General features: G+C 61.0%; 23 protein-coding genes. 13 read left to right on the forward strand and 10 right to left on the reverse strand.

The features are described 5' to 3' along the window. The 3 genes from L8I05_RS29110 to L8I05_RS29120 form a co-directional block, all read left to right on the forward strand. Positions 1–748, forward strand: a 748-nt coding sequence (locus L8I05_RS29110) for an RHS repeat-associated core domain-containing protein (RefSeq protein ID WP_242176621.1), incomplete at its 5' end; no start/stop codon positions are given. 2 nt (positions 749–750) lie between these two features. Next, positions 751–1,131, forward strand: coding sequence for a hypothetical protein (locus L8I05_RS29115; RefSeq protein WP_242176622.1), 381 nt, complete (start codon positions 751–753; stop codon positions 1,129–1,131). Between the two features lie 307 nt (positions 1,132–1,438). Beyond that, positions 1,439–1,855, forward strand: a complete 417-nt coding sequence (locus L8I05_RS29120) for a hypothetical protein (RefSeq protein ID WP_242176623.1) — start codon at positions 1,439–1,441, stop codon at positions 1,853–1,855. A 246-nt stretch (positions 1,856–2,101) separates the two neighbouring features. Here the strand turns inward: L8I05_RS29120 and L8I05_RS29125 are convergent, their stop codons facing one another. From L8I05_RS29125 to L8I05_RS29140, 4 genes are all read right to left on the reverse strand, one after another. After that, the gene (locus L8I05_RS29125) at positions 2,102–3,331 is read right to left on the reverse strand and encodes a M20/M25/M40 family metallo-hydrolase (RefSeq protein ID WP_159955491.1); all 1,230 of its coding nucleotides are present in this window, start codon (positions 3,329–3,331) and stop codon (positions 2,102–2,104) included. A gap of 49 nt (positions 3,332–3,380) precedes the next feature. Continuing rightward, complete coding sequence (locus L8I05_RS29130) at positions 3,381–4,439, reverse strand: diguanylate cyclase (RefSeq protein WP_242176624.1); 1,059 nt, start codon at positions 4,437–4,439, stop codon at positions 3,381–3,383. An 80-nt stretch (positions 4,440–4,519) separates the two neighbouring features. Further along, complete coding sequence (locus L8I05_RS29135; RefSeq protein WP_177018964.1) at positions 4,520–5,152, reverse strand: LysE family translocator; 633 nt, start codon at positions 5,150–5,152, stop codon at positions 4,520–4,522. Further along, a complete protein-coding gene (locus L8I05_RS29140; RefSeq protein ID WP_242176625.1) occupies positions 5,149–5,982 on the reverse strand; it encodes a TIM barrel protein in 834 nt (277 codons plus the stop codon). The genes L8I05_RS29135 and L8I05_RS29140 overlap by 4 nt, the downstream gene beginning before the upstream one ends. Positions 5,983–6,105: 123 nt before the next feature. Here L8I05_RS29140 and L8I05_RS29145 point away from each other — a divergent pair, with 123 nt between their 5' ends. The 4 genes from L8I05_RS29145 to L8I05_RS29160 all read left to right on the forward strand — a co-directional run bounded on the left by L8I05_RS29145 (position 6,106) and on the right by L8I05_RS29160 (position 10,934). Further along, a complete protein-coding gene (locus L8I05_RS29145; protein ID WP_242176626.1) occupies positions 6,106–7,500 on the forward strand; it encodes a PLP-dependent aminotransferase family protein in 1,395 nt (464 codons plus the stop codon). Positions 7,501–7,633: 133 nt separating this feature from the next. Beyond that, complete coding sequence (locus L8I05_RS29150) at positions 7,634–8,374, forward strand: response regulator (RefSeq protein ID WP_159955481.1); 741 nt, start codon at positions 7,634–7,636, stop codon at positions 8,372–8,374. Continuing rightward, positions 8,371–9,675, forward strand: a complete 1,305-nt coding sequence (locus tag L8I05_RS29155; protein ID WP_242176627.1) for a HAMP domain-containing sensor histidine kinase — start codon at positions 8,371–8,373, stop codon at positions 9,673–9,675. The genes L8I05_RS29150 and L8I05_RS29155 overlap by 4 nt, the downstream gene beginning before the upstream one ends. A gap of 176 nt (positions 9,676–9,851) precedes the next feature. Next, the gene (locus tag L8I05_RS29160; protein ID WP_242176628.1) at positions 9,852–10,934 is read left to right on the forward strand and encodes an LLM class flavin-dependent oxidoreductase; all 1,083 of its coding nucleotides are present in this window, start codon (positions 9,852–9,854) and stop codon (positions 10,932–10,934) included. A 559-nt stretch (positions 10,935–11,493) separates the two neighbouring features. Here the strand turns inward: L8I05_RS29160 and L8I05_RS29165 are convergent. Next, positions 11,494–12,288, reverse strand: coding sequence for a class II aldolase/adducin family protein (locus L8I05_RS29165; protein ID WP_242176629.1), 795 nt, complete (start codon positions 12,286–12,288; stop codon positions 11,494–11,496). Positions 12,289–12,511: 223 nt separating this feature from the next. Then, positions 12,512–13,417 carry a LysR family transcriptional regulator gene (locus L8I05_RS29170; protein ID WP_242176630.1) on the reverse strand — a complete coding sequence of 302 codons (906 nt, stop codon included), beginning with the start codon at positions 13,415–13,417 and terminating at the stop codon, positions 12,512–12,514. Positions 13,418–13,643: 226 nt separating this feature from the next. Here L8I05_RS29170 and L8I05_RS29175 point away from each other — a divergent pair, with 226 nt between their 5' ends. The 6 genes from L8I05_RS29175 to L8I05_RS29200 all read left to right on the forward strand — a co-directional run bounded on the left by L8I05_RS29175 (position 13,644) and on the right by L8I05_RS29200 (position 20,830). After that, positions 13,644–14,255: a cysteine dioxygenase gene (locus L8I05_RS29175; protein ID WP_242176631.1), complete on the forward strand. Its 612-nt coding sequence runs from the start codon at positions 13,644–13,646 to the stop codon at positions 14,253–14,255. Continuing rightward, a complete protein-coding gene (locus L8I05_RS29180; RefSeq protein ID WP_242176632.1) occupies positions 14,252–15,835 on the forward strand; it encodes a rhodanese-related sulfurtransferase in 1,584 nt (527 codons plus the stop codon). The genes L8I05_RS29175 and L8I05_RS29180 overlap by 4 nt, the downstream gene beginning before the upstream one ends. 427 nt (positions 15,836–16,262) lie before the next feature. Then, the gene (locus L8I05_RS29185) at positions 16,263–17,237 is read left to right on the forward strand and encodes an ABC transporter substrate-binding protein (protein ID WP_242176633.1); all 975 of its coding nucleotides are present in this window, start codon (positions 16,263–16,265) and stop codon (positions 17,235–17,237) included. A gap of 14 nt (positions 17,238–17,251) precedes the next feature. Then, positions 17,252–18,616: an LLM class flavin-dependent oxidoreductase gene (locus L8I05_RS29190; RefSeq protein ID WP_242176634.1), complete on the forward strand. Its 1,365-nt coding sequence runs from the start codon at positions 17,252–17,254 to the stop codon at positions 18,614–18,616. Continuing rightward, on the forward strand, positions 18,613–19,869 hold the full coding sequence (locus L8I05_RS29195; RefSeq protein WP_242176635.1) for an acyl-CoA dehydrogenase family protein: 1,257 nt from the start codon (positions 18,613–18,615) through the stop codon (positions 19,867–19,869). Before L8I05_RS29190 ends, L8I05_RS29195 begins: the two co-directional genes overlap by 4 nt. Positions 19,870–19,882: 13 nt before the next feature. After that, on the forward strand, positions 19,883–20,830 hold the full coding sequence (locus L8I05_RS29200) for a D-isomer specific 2-hydroxyacid dehydrogenase family protein (RefSeq protein ID WP_242176636.1): 948 nt from the start codon (positions 19,883–19,885) through the stop codon (positions 20,828–20,830). 131 nt (positions 20,831–20,961) lie between these two features. On the opposite strand, the gene L8I05_RS29205 is transcribed toward L8I05_RS29200, so the two are convergent. The 4 genes from L8I05_RS29205 to L8I05_RS29220 form a co-directional block, all read right to left on the reverse strand. Continuing rightward, positions 20,962–21,849, reverse strand: coding sequence for a LysR family transcriptional regulator (locus L8I05_RS29205; protein WP_242176637.1), 888 nt, complete (start codon positions 21,847–21,849; stop codon positions 20,962–20,964). A gap of 180 nt (positions 21,850–22,029) precedes the next feature. After that, a complete protein-coding gene (gene ycaC / locus L8I05_RS29210; RefSeq protein WP_128590381.1) occupies positions 22,030–22,647 on the reverse strand; it encodes an isochorismate family cysteine hydrolase YcaC in 618 nt (205 codons plus the stop codon). Between the two features lie 35 nt (positions 22,648–22,682). Next, on the reverse strand, positions 22,683–24,521 hold the full coding sequence (locus L8I05_RS29215) for an amidohydrolase (protein ID WP_242176638.1): 1,839 nt from the start codon (positions 24,519–24,521) through the stop codon (positions 22,683–22,685). After that, on the reverse strand, positions 24,518–25,108 hold the full coding sequence (locus tag L8I05_RS29220) for an antibiotic biosynthesis monooxygenase (RefSeq protein WP_242176639.1): 591 nt from the start codon (positions 25,106–25,108) through the stop codon (positions 24,518–24,520). Before L8I05_RS29220 ends, L8I05_RS29215 begins: the two co-directional genes overlap by 4 nt. Between the last annotated feature and the right edge of the window lie 307 nt (positions 25,109–25,415).

The following is a 25,415-nucleotide window of genomic DNA, read 5'->3' on the forward strand; positions in this document are numbered from 1 at the left end:
CAACAAAATCGACAACCCGCTGCGCTTCCAAGGCCAATACTTCGACCCGGAAAGCGGGCTGCACTACAACCGCCACCGCTACTACAATCCAGATATTGGTCGCTATCTGACGCCTGACCCGGTGAAGCTGGCAGGTGGGATCAACGCGTACCAGTACGTGCCTAATCCTACGGGGTGGGTGGATCCGTTGGGCTTGAACACATGTCCCGGCGGGGATGGGTGCAAGCCAGACAGTTCTGTTCAAAATCCGACAGCGGGAGTTGAACTCGGGGAACCCGCTTTACCGCAACAGGCACGCGCACAGCGACAGGCACGCATTAATGAGCTTGGAGAAGCCAACGCTTACCGGCGTTTATCAGAACTAGAGGGGTCTATCCCAGAGGCACACTTCTTGGAAAAACACGGTGCTCAGACGACACTAGAATCTCAACGTGAGCGTGTAATAACAGCTAGAAACCCCACCACAGGGGAAATTGAGAGGTTCGTTAGAGGGAGACGAACGGGTGAACCCAGGCCACCAAGCGCGGCCACACGCTTTCTGAGCCACAGGGATCAATTAAATGCAATTGACCGTGCACTGTTAATTCTCAGACTTAATGGTAGACCAGACACACCTGACCCGATAGATATGGGAAAGATTATAGGTGAGGGCTACAAAAGAGATGGCCTGACATATGGAACACAGAGAAAAGCCATCGTCTACTTGAACCGAGACGGCAAACCTATCACCGCCTTTACGGAATTTTAAAAATGAAAAAACACCCAAAACTTACCATACTTCGCGGACTACTATTTACTTACTGCATTGAAAACACCAGAGACCTAGAGAGAGAGGAGATTATAGCTTCGAAAAACATCAACGACCCCAAAGAGCTTGCGGAACTTTTCGACGCATTGACAAAGCCAGAATTCCTCTCATATAAAGAAGATGAGCAACAGTGGTTTATAGATACGCTCGAATACTTCTTGGCTACAGATGAAAATTTTGAGTCTGTCTTTTACCTCTTTGACACATATTTCGAAGATGAAATAGCTGACAAGAAAGACTTCATGAGGGTGCTACTCGAACAACTCAAAAACTACAAGAACGAAATGATCGAAGAGAAACCAATACAAGATCAAATCCTCTAAAATCTTTTACCCAAAGGTAAAATCAACCTATGCAACTCAGCACTCAATTCAAAAGCCACAGTGTGCAACTCGCTGCCCTGAATGAAGCCACCACAAGAACAGATCGGAATCTGGAGCCATTCACAGGGGAGGATTACTACGGAAACCCTATAGTCCGAATGGAGTTACTGGACTGTGGAAAAGGATACATACCAAACCCCGGCGACCCGAACAACCCAGTATATGACGAAGACATGAATACAGCGATCGCGAAATTTGATCGCGAAACCAAAAACCTCTATACCGTATTTCCAGTGAGTGACGACTGATGTTAAAACACCCTTTTCTAAATACATCCTACCAACCAAAGATTCGTTACTTCCTTTCACCGTTCGACATTTATGACCGCGAAGAAACCTTGGGCGAGATATTTTCAACCTACAACATCGACCTTAAGTCAGACAGGGAAAAATTAATAAAAAAGTACATAATAAATAAAAGCTCAGATTTGAATTACCGGCATCGAAAACTCTTAGTCGACACTTTAGGTGCTGCGCTTGATGATGAAACTTATGACTTCTCGCAAGAATTTAGCCCGGCTCCTGGTTTTTACTGCTCCCTACCCTGGGGATGGAGCGCTATGGAGAACCCAAGAGCCTTCTTCGAGGACATTTATAGGTTGACAAATGAGTGGTGGAAAGACGACCTCCAAAAAGCCAGCCTCGAAGACCAATCCACATGGTAAAAACACCTGCCTCACTGACACGCCGTCAAACACTGTGGCGAGCGAGCTTGCTCGTGCTGGGCTGCGCAGCAGCCCCAATAAACCCGACGCGGTTCTGAAGCCAGATCCGCGTCTTCAGTTTTGGGGCTGCTACGCAACCCAACGCAGGGCAAGCCTGCTCGCCACAGCACGCCTGCTTGCAACAAGTAGCGTGCTTGCCACAGAGCCAGACTCACCCTTAGAGAATGAGCAAGCCCTGCTTACAAATCACCGCTTCGAAAGCTCCACAATCATCCGGCTAAGCAGATAAATCCGCGGCGCCACGCTCTCCACCTCTGCATATTCCTCTGGGGTATGAATATTTCCCCCCACAATCCCAAACCCGTCCAACGTCGGCGTACCCACCCCGGCCGACAAGCTTGCATCCGCCGCCCCGCCGCTGCCTTCGATGGTCAACTTACGCCCCAACTCCCCGTAAATCCCTTGGGCGATTGCCACCAACTTGTCCGACTCCGGCGTTTGCGGCATTGGCGGTAAGCCGCGCAGCAAACTGGTCTTCACTTCGGTGTCCGGGATCAATTTGTTGGCTGATACACGGGCCAGGTCTTTCTCGATCCGGTCAAACTCTTCCGGCAAGGCCGCGCGTACGTCGGCCTTGGCAGTGGCTTGGTCGGGGATGACGTTGGTGCGGTCACCGGCCTTGATGACCGTGAAGTTGATGGTGGTTTTCTTCTCTTCGTCGCCCAGTTTGCCCAGTTGCAGGATCTGGTGTGCGGCTTCCATGGCGGCGTTGCGCCCCAGTTCCGGGGCGACGCCGGCGTGGGCGGCTTTGCCTTTGACTTCGACCACGGCGGTGGCGCTGCCTTTGCGCCATACCACCAGGCCGTCGGCTGGGCGGCCGGGTTCGAGGTTGAGGGTGACGTCGTGGCCTTTGGCGGTGGTGCGGATCAGCTCGGAGGCGGCTTCGGAGCCGGTTTCTTCGCTGGCGTCGAGCAGGAAGGTGATTTGCGCATAGTCCTTGAAGCCCTGGTTTTTCAGGACTTTCAGCGCGTAGATGCCGGCAACGATGCCGCCTTTGTCATCCATCACGCCGGGGCCATAGGCGCGGCCGTCCTTGATGTGGAACGGGCGCTCGGCGGCCGAGCCTTCCTTGAACACGGTGTCCATGTGCGCCATCAGCAGGATCTTGGCCTTGCCGGTGCCCTTGAGGGTGGCGATCACATGGCTGTTATTGGCGGCTTTGTCCGGCACCAGTTCGATGCTGAAACCCAGCTGCTTCAATTCATCCACGGCGATGTCGCGCACTTGAGTCAGGCCGGGCTCGTAGCCGGAGCCCGAATCGATATTCACCAGGCGTTCCAGCAGTTTCAGGGCTTCGGCCTTGTACTGTTCGGAATCGGCCTGGATCTGTTTGTGCGGTTCGGCGCTGTAGGCCGGCACGGCGAAGGACAAGGCCAGGGTCGCGGCCAGGAGGGTACGGGAGAAGGTGAAGAGCATGGACCGATCCTTGTGTTTTTGTTGGGAGGGGCTGCGACACCCTACCCCACTAAACCGACCGCAACCAACTCCCTTGCACCGAACTCACGCGGTTACGCCCACTGCTTTTTGCCTCATACAATGCCTGGTCGGCGTCGTTGAGCCAGCTGGTGGAATCGGCATGCGCGGGTTGAAAAGGCGCCAGGCCGATGCTCAAGCTGGCGCGCAGCGTCGGGTCCTGGGCATAGGCCAGCGCGTTGAAACGATCGCGCAAGGCGTCCATCACTTCGGTGGCGCGGTGCAGCGGCATGCCCGGCAGGATCACGCAGAACTCATCGCCGCCGTAACGGCCTGCAAGGTCGGTAACGCGCAGGTTCTGGCGCAGTATTTTGCTCAGTTGGCGCAGCACGATATCGCCGGTGACGTGGCCGTAAGTGTCATTGATGGTCTTGAAGTGGTCGATGTCGATCAGCGCAATGGCAGCGCCGACCTGCTCGCGGCGGCAGCGTTGGAATTCGATTTCCAGATGATCCTTCCAGGCGCCGTGATTGAGCAGGCCGGACAGGCTGTCGGTGCGGCTCAGGGCAAGCAGTTCGCGCTTGTGTCGAGCCAGGGTCACGGCCTGGCGATAGCAGATCCAGCCCAGGGCCAGCGGATACACCATCAATATCGGCAGGCAGGCGTACAGCTGGGTTTCAGTGGTTACGGCAATAAACGCCGGGGCGAACACCAGCAACGAGGCGCCCACGCCCAATGCCTGCGCCACCCAGCCCGCCAACATAAAGCGTGGCCCGCCGATGGCCACATTGTTCATGGTCATCATCGACAGCGTGGTCACGCTGGGCAGCGGATTGAAGTGCATGGCGCCGACCCAGAACCCACCGCAAAAGGAATCGAACAGCAGGTTGCGGCGTTCGCTGCGCAGTGAATTGCTGGCGCGGCGTGACCATTGATAGGCGATGTGCGGCCAGACGAAGGCATTGATCAACATCCAGGCCCACACCCACAGCAGCGGGTGCAAGGGATACATGCCAAACACCACGCACACAAAGCCGAGCGACAAACCCAAGGCGCGCGACTTATACAACCGTGAAGCGAGCGGAAGTCCGTTTCCTCCGGCGGCTGGCATGGTCTGGTGTGATCCTGGATGAATGCCTGGAGTCTATCAGGGCAACGTCAAATCGCCACTACCGCTTATAGGCTAATACTTCAGTGGGAAAATCCTCGCGCCAACATCAACGCCACACCCAGTAGCAACACCGCCGTGACCCGTTGCAACATCACCCGGCGCTTGGGGTTTTCCAGTACATGCTTGATGCGCTGGCCGAAATAGCAGTACAGGCAACCGCTGGCAAATTGCAGCGTCAGAAAGGTCAGCCCGAGGATGGCGATATCCACCGTTGAAGTGTGCTCCCCGGCCCCGGCAAACTGCGGGAATACGGCGCTGAACATGATGATGGTCTTGGGGTTGGAAAACCCGGTCAACAGGCCTTTGCCGAACAGGCTGCGCGCACCCTCCACGGCGCCGACCCTGTCGATTGATACGCCGCTGCTGGTCCACTGCCTGTAAGCCAGGTAAAGAATGTAGGCCACACCCACGAGCTGGAGGGTCTGGGTAATAGCGAGGTTGCCCTTGATCAATTCCGAAAAGCCCACGGCAAAGATCAGGATCGAAATCAGGTACGACACGCTGGCGCCGATCTGCGCCGGGATCGAACTGCGCAAGCCGTCTTTCAAGCCCAGCCCCAACAACAGCAGGGTCATCGGCCCGGGGCTGAAGGTCATGGTGGCGCAAAACAGTAGAAAGTAGAGAAACGAAGAGAGCGTTAACGCGCTGGTCATGGGCCGACACCTGGGTTGGAAGAAACCACAGCGAAGGTACGCGCCAGCCCGGCCAAGGCGGCCTCCACGGTCTGGCTGCACGTTTCGAACGCCACCAGGCCTTTCCACTGGGTGTCGACGATAGCCCGCACCACGTCGGCGAAGTCGCTGGCGTCTTGCACACCCGGGTTGTTGCTGAAGGAAATGCCCTTGATCAACGCGTGATACGTGCGCAGTACATGCGCGGCCAAGCCGTTGTCGACGGCGGCATGGCCGGCGTCGAGGAGGCAGTACACATTGCTGTGCGCCTGCAGGTGTTCGAACACCGAGGCGAATTGCGCTTCGTCGGTAAATATTCGGTAGTTGACGTAGTTGGACCGGCTTTCCAGGTAGATATCCGTGCCTTTGGCCTCGGCATACTGCGCCAGCGCCCGCACCGATTTGAGGTACTGCGCCAGGGCAATCGCCTTGGCCTCCTGCACCCGTTGCGGCCCGACGATGCAGCCGCCGTGGATGATCAGCGGCGCGCCCAAACGGCTGGCAATATCGATCTCTTTTTCCACGTACTCCACCGCCGCCGCACGGAACGCCCCGACATCGCTGCTCAGCGGCGCCTTGAAGTTGCTGTGAAAGATCGGCTGAACGCCGCTTGCCGCAATCTTCGCCTGCAGGCTGGCGATACGCGCATCGGTCCAGTCCTCGGCCCTTTCGCCCAACAGGCTGCCGTCGATGTACCAGTGGGTAAAGCCACCGTCGAGGGCACTTTGCAGGCCTTTTTCAGCCGCCAGGTATTTCTGCTGGGCCACCGCGATGCAAAACGGTGCGCCGGGGTTGAGCAATTGGCTTGGCATGGAGTTATTCCTGTCGTCGATGGCCCGCAGTCTAGAGCCACCGCCTTGCGCAAGGCAGGTAAAGTAATGCCTAATCCCGCCTTACTTCACCGGTAAAATAACCGGCAAATACCAGGAAGGTTTATGTTCGTATCCGCCATCGCCTTTGTCCAAGGCACGCCCAAGGTCCAGCAGATTGTCGAGGCGTTCAGCCAGGCCATCGAGGGCGGTGAATGGGCGCCCGGCAGCAAGTTGCCTTCGGTGCGTGAGCTGACCCAGACCTTGGGCGTCAGCAAGTTCACCCTCAACGAAGCGCTGGACCGCCTGCGCGGGCGCAGCTTGCTGACCTCCAGCCAGGGCCGCGGCTACTTTGTGGCGATGGACAGCGCTCGCCCCGCGTCGGCGAACTGGGTCGACCTGCTGCCCCAGGACCTGCTCAGCGTGCTGCGCCGCCCCCTGGTAACCGCCAGCGGCGAGTTGCGCCCCGGCAGCGGCCACTTGCCGGAGGACTGGCTGAACAACGAAGCCATCCGCCAAGCCATGCGCAGCGTGGTCCGCGCGCCGTCGCTGCGCCTTGCCGGGCTGGGTACGCCGGCAGGGCTATTGCCGTTGCGCCAGGCCTTGCAACAGAAGCTGCACGCCGATGGGCTGTCGGTGCCGGTGGAGCAAATCATCACCACGCCCAACACCGTGCAAGGCCTGGACATGCTTATGCGCCTGCTCGCACGCCCCGGCGACACGGTGCTGCTGGATGCGCCGTGCTACTTCAACTTCCACGCCAACCTGGCGCTGCACGGGGTCAAGGTGGTGACCCTCGAGCGCCGCCCCGACGGCTTTGACTTCGCCGCCCTCGAACAGCTGCTGGCCGAGCATCGCCCCAGCCTCTACCTGACCACCAGCGTGCTGCACAACCCCACCGGCCATTCCTTCAGCCCCAGCCAGGCGTTTCGCCTGCTGCAACTGACCCGGCAATACCACTGCCATATCATCGAGGACGACCTCTACGGCGACCTGCACCCCAACCCGCCGCCACGCCTGGCCGCCCTCGCCGGCCTGGACCAGGTCACTTACCTGTCGGGGTTCTCCAAGATCCTCAGTGCGAACACCCGCGTTAGCTACGTGGTAGCGGCGCCGCAACTCGCGGCGAACCTGACCAACATGAAGCTGATGAGCGGCGGCGTCACCTCGGAGCTGTTCGAGCAGCTCGTCTACCGCATGCTCAGTGAAGGCAGCTACGCCAAGCACCGCAAACGCGTGGTGCAGCGGCTGATGGAAGCCGGCGGGCGTGTCGAGCAATGGTTGAAACGCTGCGGTTGTGAGTTGCCGATGGCGTATGAAGGCGGGATGTTTATCTGGGCGCACCTGCCACCGGGCGTGAATGGCGAGCGGCTGGCCCAGGAGGCATTAAAACGCAGCCTGGTATTGGCGCCGGGCGCGCTGTTCGGCTACGACCCGGCGCACCTCAACTTGATGCGTTTCAATGTGGCCCACAGTGACGAGCCACGGGTGCAACGGGCGTTCGAGGCCTTGCTGGGTTGAACGACCCCGGTCAGCCTTTTTGCTTCGCTGTGTATCTCATTATCGCCAGATACACTGCAATACAAAGGGCACAAGGCAAAGCCTGCGGCGATGGCTAGACTGCGGCCCATGAGCATTTAACGAGGAACGCAGCATGGATCATGTCGACCACATCCTGATCGTCGATGACGACCGCGAGATCCGCGAGCTGGTGGGCAATTACCTGAAGAAAAACGGCATGCGCACCACCGTGGTCGCCGACGGCCGCCAGATGCGCAGCTTCCTCGACACCACGCCGGTTGACCTGATTGTGCTGGATATCATGATGCCCGGCGACGACGGTTTGCAGCTGTGCCGCGAGCTGCGGGTGGGCAAGCACAAAGCCACGCCGGTACTGATGCTCACCGCACGCAACGATGAAACCGACCGCATCATCGGCCTGGAAATGGGCGCCGACGATTACCTGGTCAAACCCTTCGCCGCCCGCGAACTGCTGGCGCGCATCAACGCCGTGCTGCGTCGCACGCGCATGCTGCCGCCGAATCTGGTGGTGAGTGAAACCGGGCGGCTGATCCGTTTTGGCCGCTGGCGCCTGGACACCACCGCCCGCCATCTGCTCGACGAAGACGACACGCTGGTCGCCCTGAGCGGCGCCGAATATCGCCTGCTGCGGGTGTTCCTCGACCACCCGCAACGCGTGCTCAACCGCGACCAATTGCTCAACCTGACACAGGGCCGTGACGCGGACCTGTTCGACCGCTCCATCGACCTGCTGGTCAGTCGCTTGCGCCAACGCCTGCTGGATGATGCCCGCGAACCGGCCTATATCAAGACCGTGCGCAGCGAGGGTTATGTGTTCTCCCTCGCTGTGGAAATCCTCGGGGCCGAGCAATGAAGTGGCGCGTGGGCTGGCCACGCACGCTGGCATCGCAGTTGTCGCTGATCTTTCTGATCAGCCTGGTGTGCGCCCATGGGCTGTCGTTCTGCGCGCAGTTTTACGAGCGCTATATCAGCGCGCGCACCGCGATGCTCGGCAACCTGGAGAACGATGTATCCACCTCGGTGGCAATCCTCGACCGCCTGCCCGCCAACGAGCGCGCCAGTTGGCTGCCGCGTATCGACCGCCAGAACTATCACTATTTGCTGAGTGCCGGTGAGACCGGCGAGCCGATGAACAGTGATGACGTGCCAATGGCCGCCACCTCGATTGCGGACGCGCTGGGCGCGCAGTACGCACTGACGTTTCGCGACATTCCCGGCCTGCAGAAACACTTCCAGGCGCACCTGACCCTGGCCGACGGCAGCCCGATCACCATCGACGTGCGCCCCGCCGCCCTGCCTGTGGCGTATTGGTTGCCGGTGGTACTGATCCTGCAATTGGCGCTGTTGCTCGGCTGCACCTGGCTGGCGGTGCGTCTGGCGATCCGCCCGTTGACGCGGCTCGCGCGAGCGGTGGAAACCCTCGACCCCAACGCCCCCCCCACGCCGCTGGACGAACACGGCCCGACCGAAGTCGCGCATGCGGCGGCGGCGTTCAATCAAATGCAACAGCGCATCGCCGAATACCTCAAGGAGCGCATGCAGATCCTCGCGGCGATTTCCCACGACCTGCAAACGCCGATTACGCGCATGAAGCTGCGCGCCGAGTTCATGGAAGACTGCGCCGAGCGCGACAAACTCTGGAGCGACCTGGGTGAAATGGAACACCTGGTGCGCGAAGGCGTGGCCTATGCGCGCAGCGTGCACGGCGCCACCGAAGCCAGTCACCGCATCAACCTCGATGCCTTTCTCGACAGCCTGGTGTTTGACTACCAGGACATGCACAAGCAGGTCAGCCTCAGTGGCAAAAGCTCGGTGGTGCTCGACACCCGCCCCCACGCGTTGCGCCGGGTGCTGGTGAACCTGGTCGACAATGCGCTGAAGTTCGCCGGCAGCGCGCAGCTGGAAATCGGCTCGACCGCAGCCGGGCAGCTGTCGATCAAGGTGCTCGACCGTGGGCCGGGAATTGCCGAGGACGAACTGGTGCAGGCCCTGCAGCCGTTTTATCGGGTCGAAAGCTCACGCAATCGCGGCACCGGTGGCACCGGCCTGGGCTTGGCGATTGCGCAGCAGTTGGCGGTGGCCATCGGTGGTTCACTGACCTTGAGCAACCGCGCGGGTGGCGGGCTGTGCGCGGAGATTCGGTTGAGTTTCTAGCGGCTTCTCTTAATGCACCTTATTTATAAAGACTTATTGAAATAATTCTGCATTTTAATACTTAGGTTAGAACCAACAGGCCTTTTACAGACCCGGCCACTGCCCTTACTTTTGACGCGAGTGACCGACCCCACGCCCGGAGGAGGTGTTGATCCCGTACTGAACAAGGACAGACCATGAGCATTGAATTTATCGGCTATATCGGCGGCCACCACGCATCCGAGATCCACCCGCGCAGCGGCCCGACCCTGCAACCGGACTACGTCGAAACCGTGGCCCGCGCCCACGAAGAGGCCGGCTTCGACCGCGCCCTGGTGGCCTTCCACTCCAACAGCCCGGACAGCACGCTGATCGCCGCGCATGCCGCCAGCGTGACTAAAAAACTGCAGTTTCTGATCGCCCACCGCCCAGGCTTTGCCCAGCCCACGCTGGCTGCACGCCAGTTCAACACCCTGGACGTATTCAACGGCGGGCGCACGGCCGTGCACATCATCACCGGCGGCGACGACCGCGAACTGCGCGCCGATGGCAGCCATATCGGCAAGGACGAACGCTATGCGCGCACCGACGAATACCTCAGCGTGGTGCGCCAGGAATGGACCAGTGAGAAACCCTTCGACTTCAAGGGCACGTACTACCAGGTGGAAGGCGCGCACTCGACGGTGAAGTCGCCGCAACAGCCGCACATTCCGTTGTACTTTGGCGGTTCATCAGCGGCGGCGATTGCAGTGGCGGGCAAGCATGCCGACGTGTATGCGCTGTGGGGCGAAACCTACGAGCAAGTGCGCGAAATCGTGACCCAGGTGCGTGCGGAAGCGGCCAAGCATGGGCGTACGATTCGCTTCAGTTTGTCGCTGCGGCCGATCCTGGCCGAGACCGAGGAACTGGCCTGGGCACGTGCCGAGACGATCTTGCAGCAGGCCACGGCGCTGGCTGAGCAGAATGGGTTTGTGCGGCGTGAACCACCGAACGAGGGCTCGCGCCGGTTGTTGGCGGCGGCGGCGCAAGGGTCGCGGTTGGATAAGCGGTTGTGGACGGGGATTGCGGGGTTGCTCGGTGCGCAAGGCAATTCCACCTCGTTGGTGGGCACTGCTGAGCAGGTCGTGGAGGCGTTGCTGGATTACTACGACCTGGGGATTACCACGTTTCTGATTCGTGGGTTTGATCCACTGAATGACGCGATTGATTATGGCAAGCGCTTGATTCCGCTGACGCGGCAGTTGGTGGCGGAGCGTGAGCGGGCGAAACAGGTGGCTTGACTCGGTTGAATTGTGGGAGCCGGCTTGCTCGCGAAAGCGGTGTATCAGTGACACGAGCCGGCTGACCCACCTTATTCGCGAGCAAGTCGAATCATCGCACCGCCACTCCCACATTTGGATCTCAGTAAATCCGTTAGATGTGGTGCTGATCTTCAGCCTGTACTCGGTCAAATGTGGGAGCTGGCTTGCCTGCGATGCGGACACCTCGGTATGTCAGGTGCACCGGGTTGATGCCATCGCAGGCAAGCCAGCTCCCACAGAAAAGCAAAGCACAGAAGACTGACGGTTTGGACTCGGTCAAATTGTGGGAGCGGGCTTGCTCGCGAATGCGGTGGGTCAGTGACAGATGAATTGACTGATAAACCGCATTCGCGAGCAAGCCCGCTCCCACATTTGGATCGCATTGCATCAGACAAAAGTGTGTTGCTGTGCTTTTGCTTCTACCACTCAGGTCGGCTACCAGGCCGTCGTGCTGTAGATCTTGATCTTGATTTTGATCTGAGGCGCCCCGTCAACCACGCTGGCCGAACGCAGGCTTTGGCTAAGCCCCACCCAACAATCAATCCTTATACTCCGTATCAGTGCGCTCAAGCTGCCGAATCAACGCATTCCAATGCCGCGCCACGCCCGGCCCGGCCCCGTTGCTGAACACCTTGGCCTGCTCTTCAACCTTGGCTACCACCTCCGCTGGCGGGAAGATCAACTCCGCATTGCCGCCCGCCTGCGCCGCGACCTGGATATTGCACGCACGCTCCAGCCCCTGCAGTTGCTGGAACGCATGTTCAACACTCACCCCCGCCGTCAACAAGCCGTGGTTACGCAGGATCATCACGCTCTTGTCGCCCAAGTCCGCCACCAATCGCTCACGCTCGTCCAGGTCCAGCGCCACGCCTTCATAGCCGTGGTACGCCACACGCCCGGAGAACACGATGGAATGCTGGGAAATCGGCAGCAGCCCGTCCTTCTGCGCCGACACCGCAATACCGTCACGGGTATGGGTGTGCAGCACCGCTTGCAAGTCAGGGCGCGCACCGTGGATCGCGCTGTGGATCACATACCCGGCGTAGTTGATGCCCAGGCCCGTAGGGTCATCGACGATGGTGCCGTCGAGGTCGACCTTGACCAGGTTGGACGCACTGATTTCATCGAACAGCAAACCGAAGGCATTGATCAGGAAATGCTCTTCCGGCCCCGGCACACGGGCGGAGAAGTGCGTGTAGATGTGGTCGGTCCACTTGTACAACGCCGCCAATCGATAGGCCGCGGCCAGTTTGACGCGCACCTCCCACTCTTCTGGCGTCACGCGCTGGCGAACATTGCTGGAGATGCTGGAGATCGAGGTGACGCTGCTCATGGCAAAACTTCCTGGATGGCCTTAAGGACTTCCAGTCAGCCTAGGGGAAGCTGAAAGATAATAAAAAGCACATTTTAATCTAAGCTAATTATTATATTTTTTTATGATAGTTCCCACGCTCCGCGTGGGAATTCAGCCCGGGACGCTCCGCGTCCCACAGGGTGACGCAGAGCGTCACAGCAGACATTCCCACGCAGAGCGTGGGAACGAGCATCAACAGGGATCAGGCGGCGTTGCGAATTTTGTGCAACGACGCCGCCACCAGCTTGCCAAACGCATCCACCGGCCCTTGCAGGTTGCCGAGAAAATGCGGATAGATCAGCCACAAATCCATCACCGGCTTGAAGTCCTTGAGCGGCATGAGCGCCAGTTGATCACGGTGAGCGCTGCGTTCCAGCAGCGGCCGTGGCACCAGGCCAAGGCCCAGACCGTCGGCCACCAAGCCCAACTGCAATTCGGTGCCGAAGGTTTCCAGGTTCACCCGCAGTGCCAGGCCCTGATCGGACAAGGTGCGCTGCAAACCGGCACGAAAACCGCAGCCGTCCGGGTTGAGAATCCAGCCGTTCTGATACACATCGGCCAGCTTGCAGGGCTTCTTCGGCAGCTGCGCCTTGGCGCACACCACCACCAGTTCCATCTTGCCGATGGACTCGCCAACGATGTTGTCGGGGAAAATCTTGCCCGCCGGAAACAGCGCCGCCGCTGCGTCCAGCTCGCCGCGTTCGATCTTGCCGACCAGTTGGCTGCCCCAGCCGGTGGCGACCTGGGCGCGCAGGTCGGCGTATTCGGTGCGCAGATGTTTGAGCGCATCCAGCAGCACCACATCGCCGATGGTCTGCGGCACGCCCAGGCGCAACACGCCAGTGGGCGGCGCGTCGGTGGCCACCAGTTCGCGCAGGGCATCCATTTCACGCAGGATCAACCGGCATTGTTCATAAACCCGGGTGCCGATCAGCGTAGGCTTCAGGGGTTTGGTGTTACGGTCGAACAGCTCCACACCCAGCGCCTGCTCGAAGTTCTGCACGCGGCGAGTGATGGCCGGCTGGGTCAGTTGCAACGACTCGGCGGCATGGCTGATGGACTGGCAACGAATCACTTCGACAAAGGCATCGATATCGTCAATTTTCATTTGGGCCGCACATAGAGAACAGTCATTAAGATGTGTATCAAGCATAGTTGCCGGAACGCTGCCTGGATAGCCCGCGCTGTGATCGATAACGTCTAACGCTATTCAGACCAGTTCTAAATTACCTTCGGCTATAAGCTAATCATTAAAAAATAGCATATTAACTATAAACATTATGCTTAGATAAGCCCATCGACATGCACCTATCAAAGCACCGGATGGAATTGCCATGACCCAGGCCCGACACCCCGAGAGACTCAGAGCCTTTATAGGCGCCCTGGCGGAACTGATTGACGGCAACCCACGCGAAGGTGACCTGCTGCACCGTGGCGGCAGGCTGCTGGCGCAACTGGTCAGCCATGATGACTGGCTCCCCGACGACTACGCCCAACCCGACCCCGAGCGCTACCAGCAATTCCTGCTGCATGCCGATTCACGCCAGCGCTTCAGCATCGTCAGCTTTGTGTGGGGGCCGGGGCAAAGCACGCCGATTCATGACCACCGTGTGTGGGGCCTGATTGGCATGCTGCGCGGCTCGGAGTTTTCCCAAGGCTTTGAGCGTGCGCCCGACGGCCGCCTGATCGCCGAAGGCAAGCCGGTTCAGTTGCTGCCGGGCCAGGTCGAAGCCGTGTCGCCCAAGGTCGGCGATATCCATCAAGTCAGCAATGCCCACCGTGACCAGGTGTCGATCAGCATTCATGTGTACGGCGCCAATATCGGTGCCGTGCGCCGCGCGGTGTATCAACCCGACGGCAGCGAGAAACTGTTTATCTCCGGTTATTCCAACGCCTACCTCCCGAACATCTGGGATTTGTCCAAAGAAAAGAGCCCTGCCCTATGACCACCGTATCGAACCGCAGCTTTGCCCAGATTCGCCAGGCCCTGTTGGACCGTGAAGAAGTCGCGCTGATCGACGTGCGCGAAGAAGCGCCGTTTGCCGAGTCCCACCCGCTGTTCGCTGCGAATATCCCGCTGTCCAAACTGGAGCTTGAGGTGTACGCGCGCATTCCACGCCGCGATACCCAGGTCACTGTCTACGACAACGGCGAGGGCCTGGCCGAACGTGCCGCCGAACGCCTGGTTGCGCTGGGCTATAGTCAGGTCAGCCTGCTTGAAGGTGGTTTGAACGGTTGGCGCGAAGCCGGTGGCGAGCTGTTTATCGACGTCAACGTACCGAGCAAAGCCTTTGGCGAACTGGTTGAGAGCGAGCGCCATACGCCGTCCCTGGCCGCCGAAGAAGTGCAAGCCCTGCTCGACAGCCAGGCCGACGTGGTGGTGCTCGACGCACGCCGCTTCGACGAATACCAGACCATGAGCATTCCCACCGGCATCAGCGTGCCCGGTGCCGAGCTGGTGCTGCGCGCCCGTGAACTGGCGCCGGACCCGGCCACGCGCATTATCGTCAACTGCGCCGGGCGCACGCGCAGCATTATTGGCACTCAATCGCTGATCAACTCCGGCATCGCCAACCCGGTGTCGGCGCTGCGCAACGGCACCATCGGCTGGACCCTGGCCGGGCAAAAACTCGCCCACGGCCAGTCGCGCCGCTTTGCGCCGACCCGCGAAGAACACCGCCAGATCGCCGCCCAGGATGCGCGCCGCGTGGCCGATAAAGCCCGCGTCGGCCGCGCCACCCTGGCCGACCTGCAACGCTGGCAGCAGGAACCCACGCGCACCACTTACCTGTTCGATGTACGCACCCCGGAAGAATTCGAAGCCGGCCACTTGCCCGGTGCGCGCTCCACACCGGGCGGCCAGTTGGTGCAGGAAACCGACCACGTCGCCAGCGTGCGCGGTGCGCGCCTGGTGCTGGCGGATGACGACGGCGTGCGCGCCAATATGTCCGCTTCCTGGCTCGCGCAACTGGGCTGGGACGTGCATGTGCTGGACGACCTGCAAGCGGCGCATTTCAGCGAGCACGGTGCCTGGGTTGCCCCGGTGCCGGCGCCGCAGCAAGCCGAATTGATCAGCCCGCACACCTTGGCGGAGTGGCTCACCCATGGCGACACCGCGGTGCTGGATTTCACCCCGAGCGTCAATTACGTCAAGCGCCATATCCCCGGCGCCCACTGGGCCCTGCGTGCGCAATTGCCCGAGGCGCTGGCCAAGGTGCCGCCTGCCGAACGTTATGTGCTGACTTGCGGCAGCAGCCAGCTGGCGCGCCTGGCCGTGGCCGAAGTCGAGGCGCTGACCGGCAAGCCGGTGTTCCTGCTGGAAGGCGGCACCACCCACTGGATCGCCGAGCAATTGCCCTTGGAAGCCGGTGAAACCCACCTCGCCTCACCACGCATCGACCGCTACCGCCGACCGTACGAAGGCACCGACAGCCCCAAGGAAGCCATGCAGGCGTACCTGGATTGGGAGTTCGGCCTGGTCGAGCAACTGGCACGCGACGGCACCCACGGCTTCTATGTGATCTGACCCACCGCAGCCTGCCTGCACCCGATCTCATACACAACCTCTTCTGTGGGCGCTGGCTTGCCTGCGATCGCGGTCTTTCAGCTGGCATTTTTCTGGCTGATACACCTCCATCGCAGGCAAGCCAGCTCCCACAGGAAACAGCCCCATGCCTGCATCTCGCTTTCAATACGGCGCAGTCGCCCTCAGCCTGCTCGCCATAAACGCCCCAGCCATAGCGAGTGGGCTTTTTGCGTGGGCGCGCAGCGCAGCACCAAATGCAATAAGGGAATAATCAATCAACACATAATCAATTATTTTAATAATTAACATATAACCAAAAAGAACTTCACAGCGAGTTTTTATGGGAATAACGTGAAGCCACACACCGACCCCTTCTCCAGGCGGAGGTAGCCAACCTCTTATCCGTTTTGCCTGGAGCCCGCATCCCATGCTCATTTCCACCCCGTTCAAACGCTTGCTCCTGGGTACTGCCCTGGCCTTCGGCCTGATCTCCAGCGCCCACGCCGCCGACCTGCAACCGCTGCGGGTCGCCAATCAGAAATCGACGATCAAGGCGCTGCTGGACGTTTCCGGCGAGACGAAGAATGTGCCTTACGAAATCCAGTGGTCGGAGTTCCCGTCCGCCTCGCCACTGGGCGAAGCCTTGAATGCCGGCGCCGTGGATATCGGCGCGCTCGGCGATGCGCCCTACGTATTCGCCCTGGGCGCCGGGGCGTCGCTCAAAGTGGTCAGCATCATCCACGCCGAAGGGCGCAACACCACCGCCCTGGTGGTGCCCAAGGACTCGCCGATCAAGACGGTGGCCGACCTCAAGGGCAAGAAAATCGTCACCGGGCGCGGTTCCATCGGCCACTACCTGGCGATCAAGGCCCTGGCCAGCGCCGGGCTGTCTACCAAGGATGTGCAATTCATTTTCCTGCTGCCCGCAGAATCCCGCCTGGTGCTGGATAACGGTACGGTCGACGCCTGGGCCACGTGGGACCCTTACACCACCGTGGTCACCGCACAAAGCCAGGCCAGAGTACTGGTCAGCGGCAACCAGCTGCTGAGCAATCACCTGTACTTCGCCGCCACCCGCCAGGCCATCGCCGACAAGCGCGTGCAACTGGACGACTTTGTCGCCCGTGTCGATCGCGCTTATGCGTGGGCCAACGTGCACCCCAATGAATACGCCGCCGCCCAATCCAGGATCACTGGCCTGCCGTTGGCCGTGCACGTGGAGGTGGCCAAGGACACCCACCTGAGCCCCGTCATCATTGACGACACGGTGATCAAAGGCCTTCAGGCCACGGCCGACACCTATCAACAAGAAGGCCTGCTGCCCAAGCGCATCGACGTGTCCCAAGGCTTCGACAAGAGCTTTAACGCCGAGCGTTTCCCCACTTCCCAAGCATCGCGCTAAGCAAGGAGCAGAACATGAGCAAGCCACGTCACTTGAAAGCACGCCATTTGAAGCTGGGGGCTATGGTGCACGGCGTCGGTCACGGCTGGGGCGAATGGCGCCACCCGCAGGCGCAACCGAATGCCAGTACGAATTTTGGCTTCTACAAGCAGCAGACCGAATTGGCCGAAGGCGCCAAATTCGATTTCGTGTTCATCGCCGACAGTCTGCATATTCACGCCAAATCCAGCCCGCATTACCTCAACCGCTTTGAGCCGCTGACGATTCTTTCGGCCCTCGCCGCGCTGACCACGAACATTGGCCTGGTCGCCACGGTGACGGTCAGCTACACCGAGCCCTATCAGGTGGCACGCCAGTTTGCGTCCCTGGACCACATCAGTGGCGGCCGCGCCGGTTGGAACGTGGTCACTTCATGGCTCAGCGGCACCGCCGATAACTTCGGCAAGGCCGAACACCCACCGCATGCCGTGCGCTATCGCATCGCCAAGGAGCACCTGAACGTGGTCAAGGGCCTGTGGGATTCCTGGGAAGACGACGCCTTTACCTACAACAAGCAAAGCGGCGAATTTTTCACCCCGCAAAAGCTCCACGCGCTGAACCACAAAGGCGAGTTTTTCTCGGTCAAAGGCCCGCTGAACATCGCGCGTTCGCGCCAGGGTCAGCCGGCGATTTTCCAGGCCGGCACCTCGGAGGATGGGCGCAACTTTGCCGCCGAGCATTCCGATGCGATTTTCGTGCACGTCGAAACCCTCGAAGAAGGCAAAGCCTACTCCGCCGATTTGAAGCGCCGCGCCAAAGGCTTCGGGCGTGACGCCAGTAGCCTGTCGATCCTGCCGGGCATCCGCCCGATTGTCGGGCGTGATGCCGCCGAGGTGGAAAGCCGCTATCAGCAGGCCGTGGACCTGGTCACCGTGGAGGACGCCATTGTCGCCCTTGGCCGCCCGTTCAACGACCACGACTTCAGCCAATACCCACTCGACGCGCCATTCCCGGAGCTCGGCGACCTGGGTGCCAACAGCCAGAAAGGCGGCTCCGACCGCATCAAGCAGCTGGCCAAGGACGAAGGCCTGACCCTGCGTGAAGTGGCCCTGCGCTTCTCGCGGCCCAAGCGCGATTTTGTCGGCACCCCGGAGCAAGTCGCCGATGCGATCCAGACCTGGTTCGAGTCCGGCGCCAGCGATGGTTTCATCATCAACTCGGTGCTGCCCGATGGCTTGCAGTACTTCACCGAACTGGTGGTGCCGGTGCTGCAACAGCGCGGCCTGTTCCGTACCGAATACACCGGCCATACCCTGCGCGACAACCTCGGTCTGGATGTGCCAGCCAACCGTTACAGCGTGGCCGCTGAGGTCGAAGAGCAGCAGGAAGTGCTGGCATGAGCAAACATCTGAACCGACTCGCGAATGTGGGAGCTGGCTTGCCTGCGATAGCGGTCTCTGGGCATGCGTTACAGGTGGCCGACCCACCGCCATCGCAGGCAAGCCAGCTCCCACAAGGATCGGCGCAGTTCGACGCCTTGCTCGAACGCCTCAGCGCCGAGCTGGCGAGCACTGCGCACCTGTACGACGACAGCGGCGCCTTCCCCCACGAAAATTTCAAGCGGCTGCACGACCACGGCCTGGTCGCGCTCACCGTGCCCAAGGCCCTCGGCGGCGGCGGTGCGAGTTTGCCCCAGGCACGCAAGGCGATCAGCGCGATTGCCAAAGGCGAGCCGTCGACCGCGCTGATCCTGGTGATGCAGTACCTGCAACACACGCGCCTGCAAGACAGCAAGACCTGGCCCCCACACTTGCGCGTGCAGGTGGCTGAAGACGCGGTGCGCAACGGCGCGCTGATCAACGCCTTGCGCGTCGAACCCGACCTGGGCACGCCGGCGCGTGGCGGCCTGCCGGCGACCACCGCCGTGCGCACTGCCGAGGGTTGGCGCATCAGTGGACGCAAGATTTACTCCACCGGCAGCCACGGCCTGAGCTGGTTCAGCGTGTGGGCGCGCAGTGATGACGCCGACCCGCTGGTGGGCGCCTGGCTGGTGCGCAAAGACAGCCCCGGCGTAAGCATCATCGACACCTGGGACCACCTCGGCATGCGCGCCACGTGCAGCCATGAAGTGGTACTCGACAACGTGCGGGTGCCGCTGGACCACGCCGTCAGCGTCAGCCCCTGGAGTGCACCGCAGCCGGAGTTGGATGGCGACGGTTTGCTGTGGATGTCGGTGCTGCTGTCCTCGGTGTATGACGCCGTGGCCCAGGCTGCGCGGGACTGGCTGGTGCAGTGGCTGGAGGAGCGCAAGCCATCCAATCTCGGTGCAGCCCTGTCGACCTTGCCGCGCTTTCAGGAAACCGTCGGGCATATCGACACGCTGCTGTTTGCCAACCGCAGCCTGTTGGATGCCGCCGCCGAAGGTCACACACCGGCCGCGAATGCCGCGCAGTTGAAGTACCTGGTGACCGGCAATGCGATCCGCGCCGTCGAGTTGGCCATCGAAGCCTCGGGCAACCCTGGCCTGTCACGCCACAGCCCGCTGCAACGCCACTACCGCGACGTGCTGTGCAGCCGCGTGCATACCCCACAAAACGACGCCGTGCTGCAAGGCGTCGGCAAAGCTGTGTTCGCCCAACGTGGCCCGAAATGAATAAGGAACGCGCATGAGTCAGGTGATTATTGCCAGCCAGCTGGACGAAGATTACAACGCGGTGATCCGCGAACGCCTCGCCTCGATTCATCCTGAAGCCCAGGTGATCGGCGTGCCCGTCGGCGTACCGAGTGACTTGCCGCCTCAGGCCAATATTCTGTTGCTGCGCCCGATCAACGTGCGCGGCTACACCGCGCCCGACACCCCGCCGCCAGGCTGGCCGTATGGTGCACAGTGGGTGCATCTGGTGTCGTCGGGCATCGACTTCTACCCGCAATGGCTGTTCAACGGCCCACCGGTGACCACTTCACGTGGCAGCGCCGCCGACAACCTCGCCGAGTTCGCCCTGGCGGCGATCTTTGCCGCGTCCAAGCACTTGCCGGCTATCTGGGTGAAGGATGCGCAGTGGAATTTCACCGCATTGCGCCCGCTCAAGGGCACCACTTTGGGCATCCTCGGTTTTGGCGCGATTGGTAAAAGCCTTGCGCAAAAAGCGTTGGCGCTCGGCATCAACGTGGTTGCGCTGCGCCAGAGCCCTGCACCTTTTGACGTGGACGGCGTAGAAGCCGCTCGGGATATCCACGACCTGTTCGCCCGCGCCGACCATCTGGTGCTCGCGGCGCCGCTGACCGAGCGCACGCGGCATATCGTTAACCGCGATGTGCTCGGCAGCGCCAAGCCGGGGTTGCACCTGATCAACATCGCGCGCGGTGGTTTGCTCGATCAGGAGGCGTTGCTGGAGGCGCTGGATAATGGCCGGATTGGGCTGGCGTCGCTCGATGTCACCGAGCCGGAACCGCTGCCGGATGGGCACCCGTTGTACGGCCATTCGCGGGTAAGGTTGTCGCCGCATACCTCGGCGATTTCGACCAACAGTAAAGAGGAGATTGCCGAGACGTTCCTGGCAAATTTGCAGCGGTATGTGGACGGTTCGGAGTTGGTGAACCTCGTCGATCTCTGAGCCAAACCTCAATTAAAATGTGGGAGCTGGCTTGCCTGCGATAGCGGTGGTTCAGTTGGCATAGTTTCAACTGATATATCGCTATCGCAGGCAAGCCAGCTCCCACAGTTGTTCTGTGTTGTGTCAGTGGCTCAGCACCCCCCGGCTAGGCGCTCACGCAAGAATTCCACCAGCGCCTGCACCGGCCTTGAGCTTTGCCGATGCTGGGGATACACCGCCGACAGGGTCAGCGCGTCGGGGGCGAAGTCTTCCAGCAGCGTGACCAGGCGCCCATCTTTCAAGGCGTCAGCGACGATAAACGTCGGCAGGTAAGTAACACCCAACCCGGCAATCGCCGTGTCGCGCAACAACTCGCCGTTATTCACGCGCATGCGCCCGCTGACATTCAGCGAGTGCAGCTTGCCCTTGGTCTGGAAGCGCCATTGCACTTGGCGGCCGTGGCCGTAGGGCAGGCAGTCGTGGGCGGCGAGGTCATCGGGTTTGAGCGGTGTGCCGCGCTGGGCCAAGTACTCGGGGCTGGCGCAGTACACCCGCTGCACGCTGGCGATACGCCGCGCGATCAGGGTGGAATCTTCAAGGGTGCCGATGCGCAGCACCAGGTCGTAGCCCTCGCCGATCAAGTCCACGGGGCGGTCGCTGAGGTCGACTTCCACCGATACGTGCGGGTGGCGCTGCAGGAACGACGGCAACAGGCAGCCCAGGTGAGCCATGGCAAACGACAACGGTGCACTCAGGCGAATCGTGCCGCGCGGCTCGCTGTTCTGGCCGGCGATGCCCTGCTCCACTTGCTCGACTTCACTGAGCAGGCGCAAGGCGGATTCGTAGTAACTCTGGCCCAGTGGCGTAACGTCCAGGCGGCGCGTGGAGCGGTTAAGCAGGCGCACGCCGAGACGGTCTTCCAGCTGGATCAGGCGGCGACTGACGAACTGTTTGGACAAGCCCAATTGCTCGGCGGCCGCGGTGAAACTGCCGGACTCCATGACTTGGCAGAACAGGCGCATGTCTTCGAAGGGGTTCATTGTCGCTTCTCGGTGGACATTTTGCGGTTTTATAGCCTGTCAGTCGCCACACCACAACCGATCGTCCCCATGCTCTGCGTGGGAATGCAGCTGCGGACGCTCTGCGTCCGGCGTGAGAGGTGACGCGGAGCGTCACGGGAGGCATTCCCACGCTGAGCGTGGGAACGATCAGGTGGGGGGTTACTTGGCGGTAAACGCCGAGTAGCTGTTCATCAGGTTGCGGTAGTTGGGAATGCGCGGCGACAGCAGGTTGGCCAGGCCTTCCATGTCGTTGCGCCAGTCGATCTGCAGCTCGCAGGCCACCGAGAACCAGTTCACCAAGTGTGCACCGGCCGCACTCATGCGTGCCCACGACGCGCGTTGTACGGCTTCGTTGAAGGTGCCGGACGCGTCGGTCACCACAAACACCTCGAAGCCTTCGGCCAGCGCGGCCAGGGTCGGGAAGGTGACGCACACGTCGGTGACCACACCGGCAATGATCAGTTGTTTACGGCCGGTGGCTTTCACCGCCTTGACGAAATCTTCGTTGTCCCAGGCGTTGATCTGGCCAGGGCGCGGGATGTACGGCGCGTCCGGGAACAGTTCTTTCAGCTCCGGCACCAGTGGGCCATTGGGGCCGGTTTCAAAGCTGGTGGTGAGGATGGTCGGCAGCTTGAAAAACTTGGCCACGTCGGCCAGCGCCAGTACGTTGTTTTTGAATTCGTTGGGCGAGAAGTCCTGCACCAGCGAGATCAAACCGGTCTGATGATCCACCAACAGCACCACCGCGTCGTCTTTGTTCAAGCGTTTGTAGGTCATGGGGTAGCTCCTTTTTTTGATTGAGAGGGGGAGTTTTAGAAGGCAAAACACGAGCAGCCAAACGCACCCCAGAAACCCTGGAAGTCGCTGACCGGCACGCTGGAAAGACGCGCTTTTTCATGGCTATGGGAATGCACGCCGCACGGGCCGCTGCATTGATGCACCTGGGCTTGCACGGGCGAGCTTGGGCGCCAGTGGCCCGGCACCTTGACTACCGGCGACCAGTCCGGCAGCACCGGCACGCGCGGCGGGGCGAAATCTTCGAAGTCGCCGGCGCCGTACACCACCTTGCCGCCGACCACGGTCAGCACCGATTCGATCCACTTGATCGCTTCTTCATCGACACTGAAAAAGTCCGCCGACAACGCTGCCACGTCCGCCAACTGGCCGACCTTGATCTGGCCTTTCTTGCCCTGCTCCGACGAGAACCAGGCACTGCCGTGGGTGAACAGCTCCAGCGCAGTCAGGCGCGGCAGGCCTTCGGCGTGCAGTTCCAGGCCACCGACGGTGCGGCCGCTGACCATCCAATACAGCGAGGTCCAGGGGTTGTAGCTCGACACCCGCGTGGCATCGGTGCCCGCCCCTACCGGCACGCCTTCGGCGAGCATGCGCTTGATCGGCGGCGTGGCTTCGGCAGCCTTGGCGCCGTAACGCTCGACAAAATATTCGCCCTGGAACGCCATGCGATCCTGAATCGCAATACCGCCGCCCAAGGCGCGCACGCGCTCGATGTTTTTCGGCGTGATGGTTTCGGCATGATCGAAAAACCACGGCAGGCCATTGAACGGGATATCGCGGTTGACCTTCTCGAACACGTCGAGCATGCGCGAGATGGATTCGTCATACGTGGCATGCAGACGGAACGGCCAGCGCTGCTCGACCAGATGGCGCACCACCGGTTCCAGTTCCTGTTCCATGGTCAGCGGCAGGTCGGGGCGCGGTTCGAGGAAGTCTTCGAAATCCGCCGCCGAAAACACCAGCATCTCACCGGCGCCGTTGTGACGCAGGTAGTCATCGCCCTGGTGCAGGGTGACACTGCCAGTCCAGTGCTTGAAGTCGCTGAGTTCTTCCTTGGGCTTTTGCGTAAACAGGTTGTAGGCGATGCGCACCGTCAGCTGCTCGTCCTTGGCCAGTTGCTCGATCACCGCGTAGTCATCGGGATAATTCTGGAAACCACCACCGGCATCGATGGCACTGGTGAGGCCCAGACGATTGAGTTCACGCATGAACTGGCGGGTCGAGTTGACCTGGTATTCCAGCGGCAATTTCGGGCCTTTGGCCAGGGTTGCATAGAGGATCATCGCGTTGGGCCGCGCCACCAGCATGCCGGTGGGGTTGCCATTGCTGTCGCGCACGATTTCGCCGCCCGGCGGGTTTGGCGTGTCCTTGGTATAGCCGGCCACGCGCAGGGCGGCGCGGTTGAGCAAGGCGCGGTCGTACAGGTGCAGCACAAATACCGGCGTGTCCGGCGCGGCCTGGTTCAGCTCTTCAAGGGTCGGCATGCGTTTTTCAGCGAACTGGAATTCGTTCCAACCGCCCACCACGCGCACCCATTGCGGCGTGGGTGTGCGGTCCGCCTGATCCTTGAGCATGCGCAGCGCATCGGCCAGGGACGGCACGCCTTCCCAGCGCAGCTCAAGGTTGTAGTTCAGCCCGCCACGGATCAGGTGCAGGTGCGAGTCGTTAAGGCCGGGGATCACGGTGCGGCCCTTGAGGTCGATGACCTGGGTACCACTGCCGCGCAAAGCCATGGCCTCGCCGTCGGTGCCGACCGCGACAAAACGGCCCTGGTGGATGGCGACGGCGGTTGCGCGTGGGTTTTCACGGTCCACGGTGTGGAACTGGCCATTGAACAGAATCAGATCGGCGTTCATAGGGTTTCCTTTACAGAGGCTTCAAGCCAGGGAGCGAACAGGCGAGTGGCGGCCGGCATCAGCAGGTAGACCACCAGCAGCACGATGGTGACGGTGACAAGGAACGTGGCGACTACGTAGTTGGAGAGGAACGGGTGCAGGCGCAGCACCGGGCCCCAGATGATCGGGATTAGCAGGGTCAGCGGCAGGATTACGAATAGGGTGACCACGGCTTGTTTCCAGCGCGGGGGTTTGGCGGCGCTGTCGGCCAGCGGGGCGAACCAGAATTCGTTGACGGCACCGATTTCGGTGTTGTCGCCGTCGGCGAGCATGGGCGCGGCTTCGTTGATCAGGGTTTGGCGTTCGGGGGAGTCGAGCCAGCGCTCCAGATCGTCGGTGGAGCGGTAGCGCAGGACGCAGGTGAATAGCGCCAGGCGGTTTTGTTTGCTGCGTACGACGTCGACGCCGAGGTGGCCGGGGCGTTCGCCGGCGATGCGCACGATGCGGCGTAGCCAGGCTTCGTAGTCGGCTTCGCGGCCGGGTTTGATCAGGTGTTTGACGACCAGGGTGACGACTTCGTCGGGGCTGGTTTTGGGTGTTGGGTCCATGGTTGTGTGTTCCCCCCTGGAGAGTGAGCGATAGGGGGAGTTTGGGGGGTGTTGGGGTTTGGGAATTGGATGTATGTGCTGTTTGGCGTGGCGGCCTCTGGGCCGACCAGGTTGGTGGTTGGGTTGAGTACATATCCGTTATTTGGGTGATGGCTGAAATTGGTTCCGCCCTTACGGCGGCTCACTTTGGAAAAGCCGGAATGCCGGCCCAGCCCAAAGTAAGCAAAGGGCTCTTGCCCCACCACTCGGCACCTCGCCTAGGCTCGGTGTGCCCTCACTCCGGCTTGAATCCGTGGGCCGCCGCAAT

The organism is Pseudomonas sp. MONT-RG-20F-20-E-7-02 (assembly GCF_022662395.1).
Lineage (GTDB): Bacteria > Pseudomonadota > Gammaproteobacteria > Pseudomonadales > Pseudomonadaceae > Aquipseudomonas.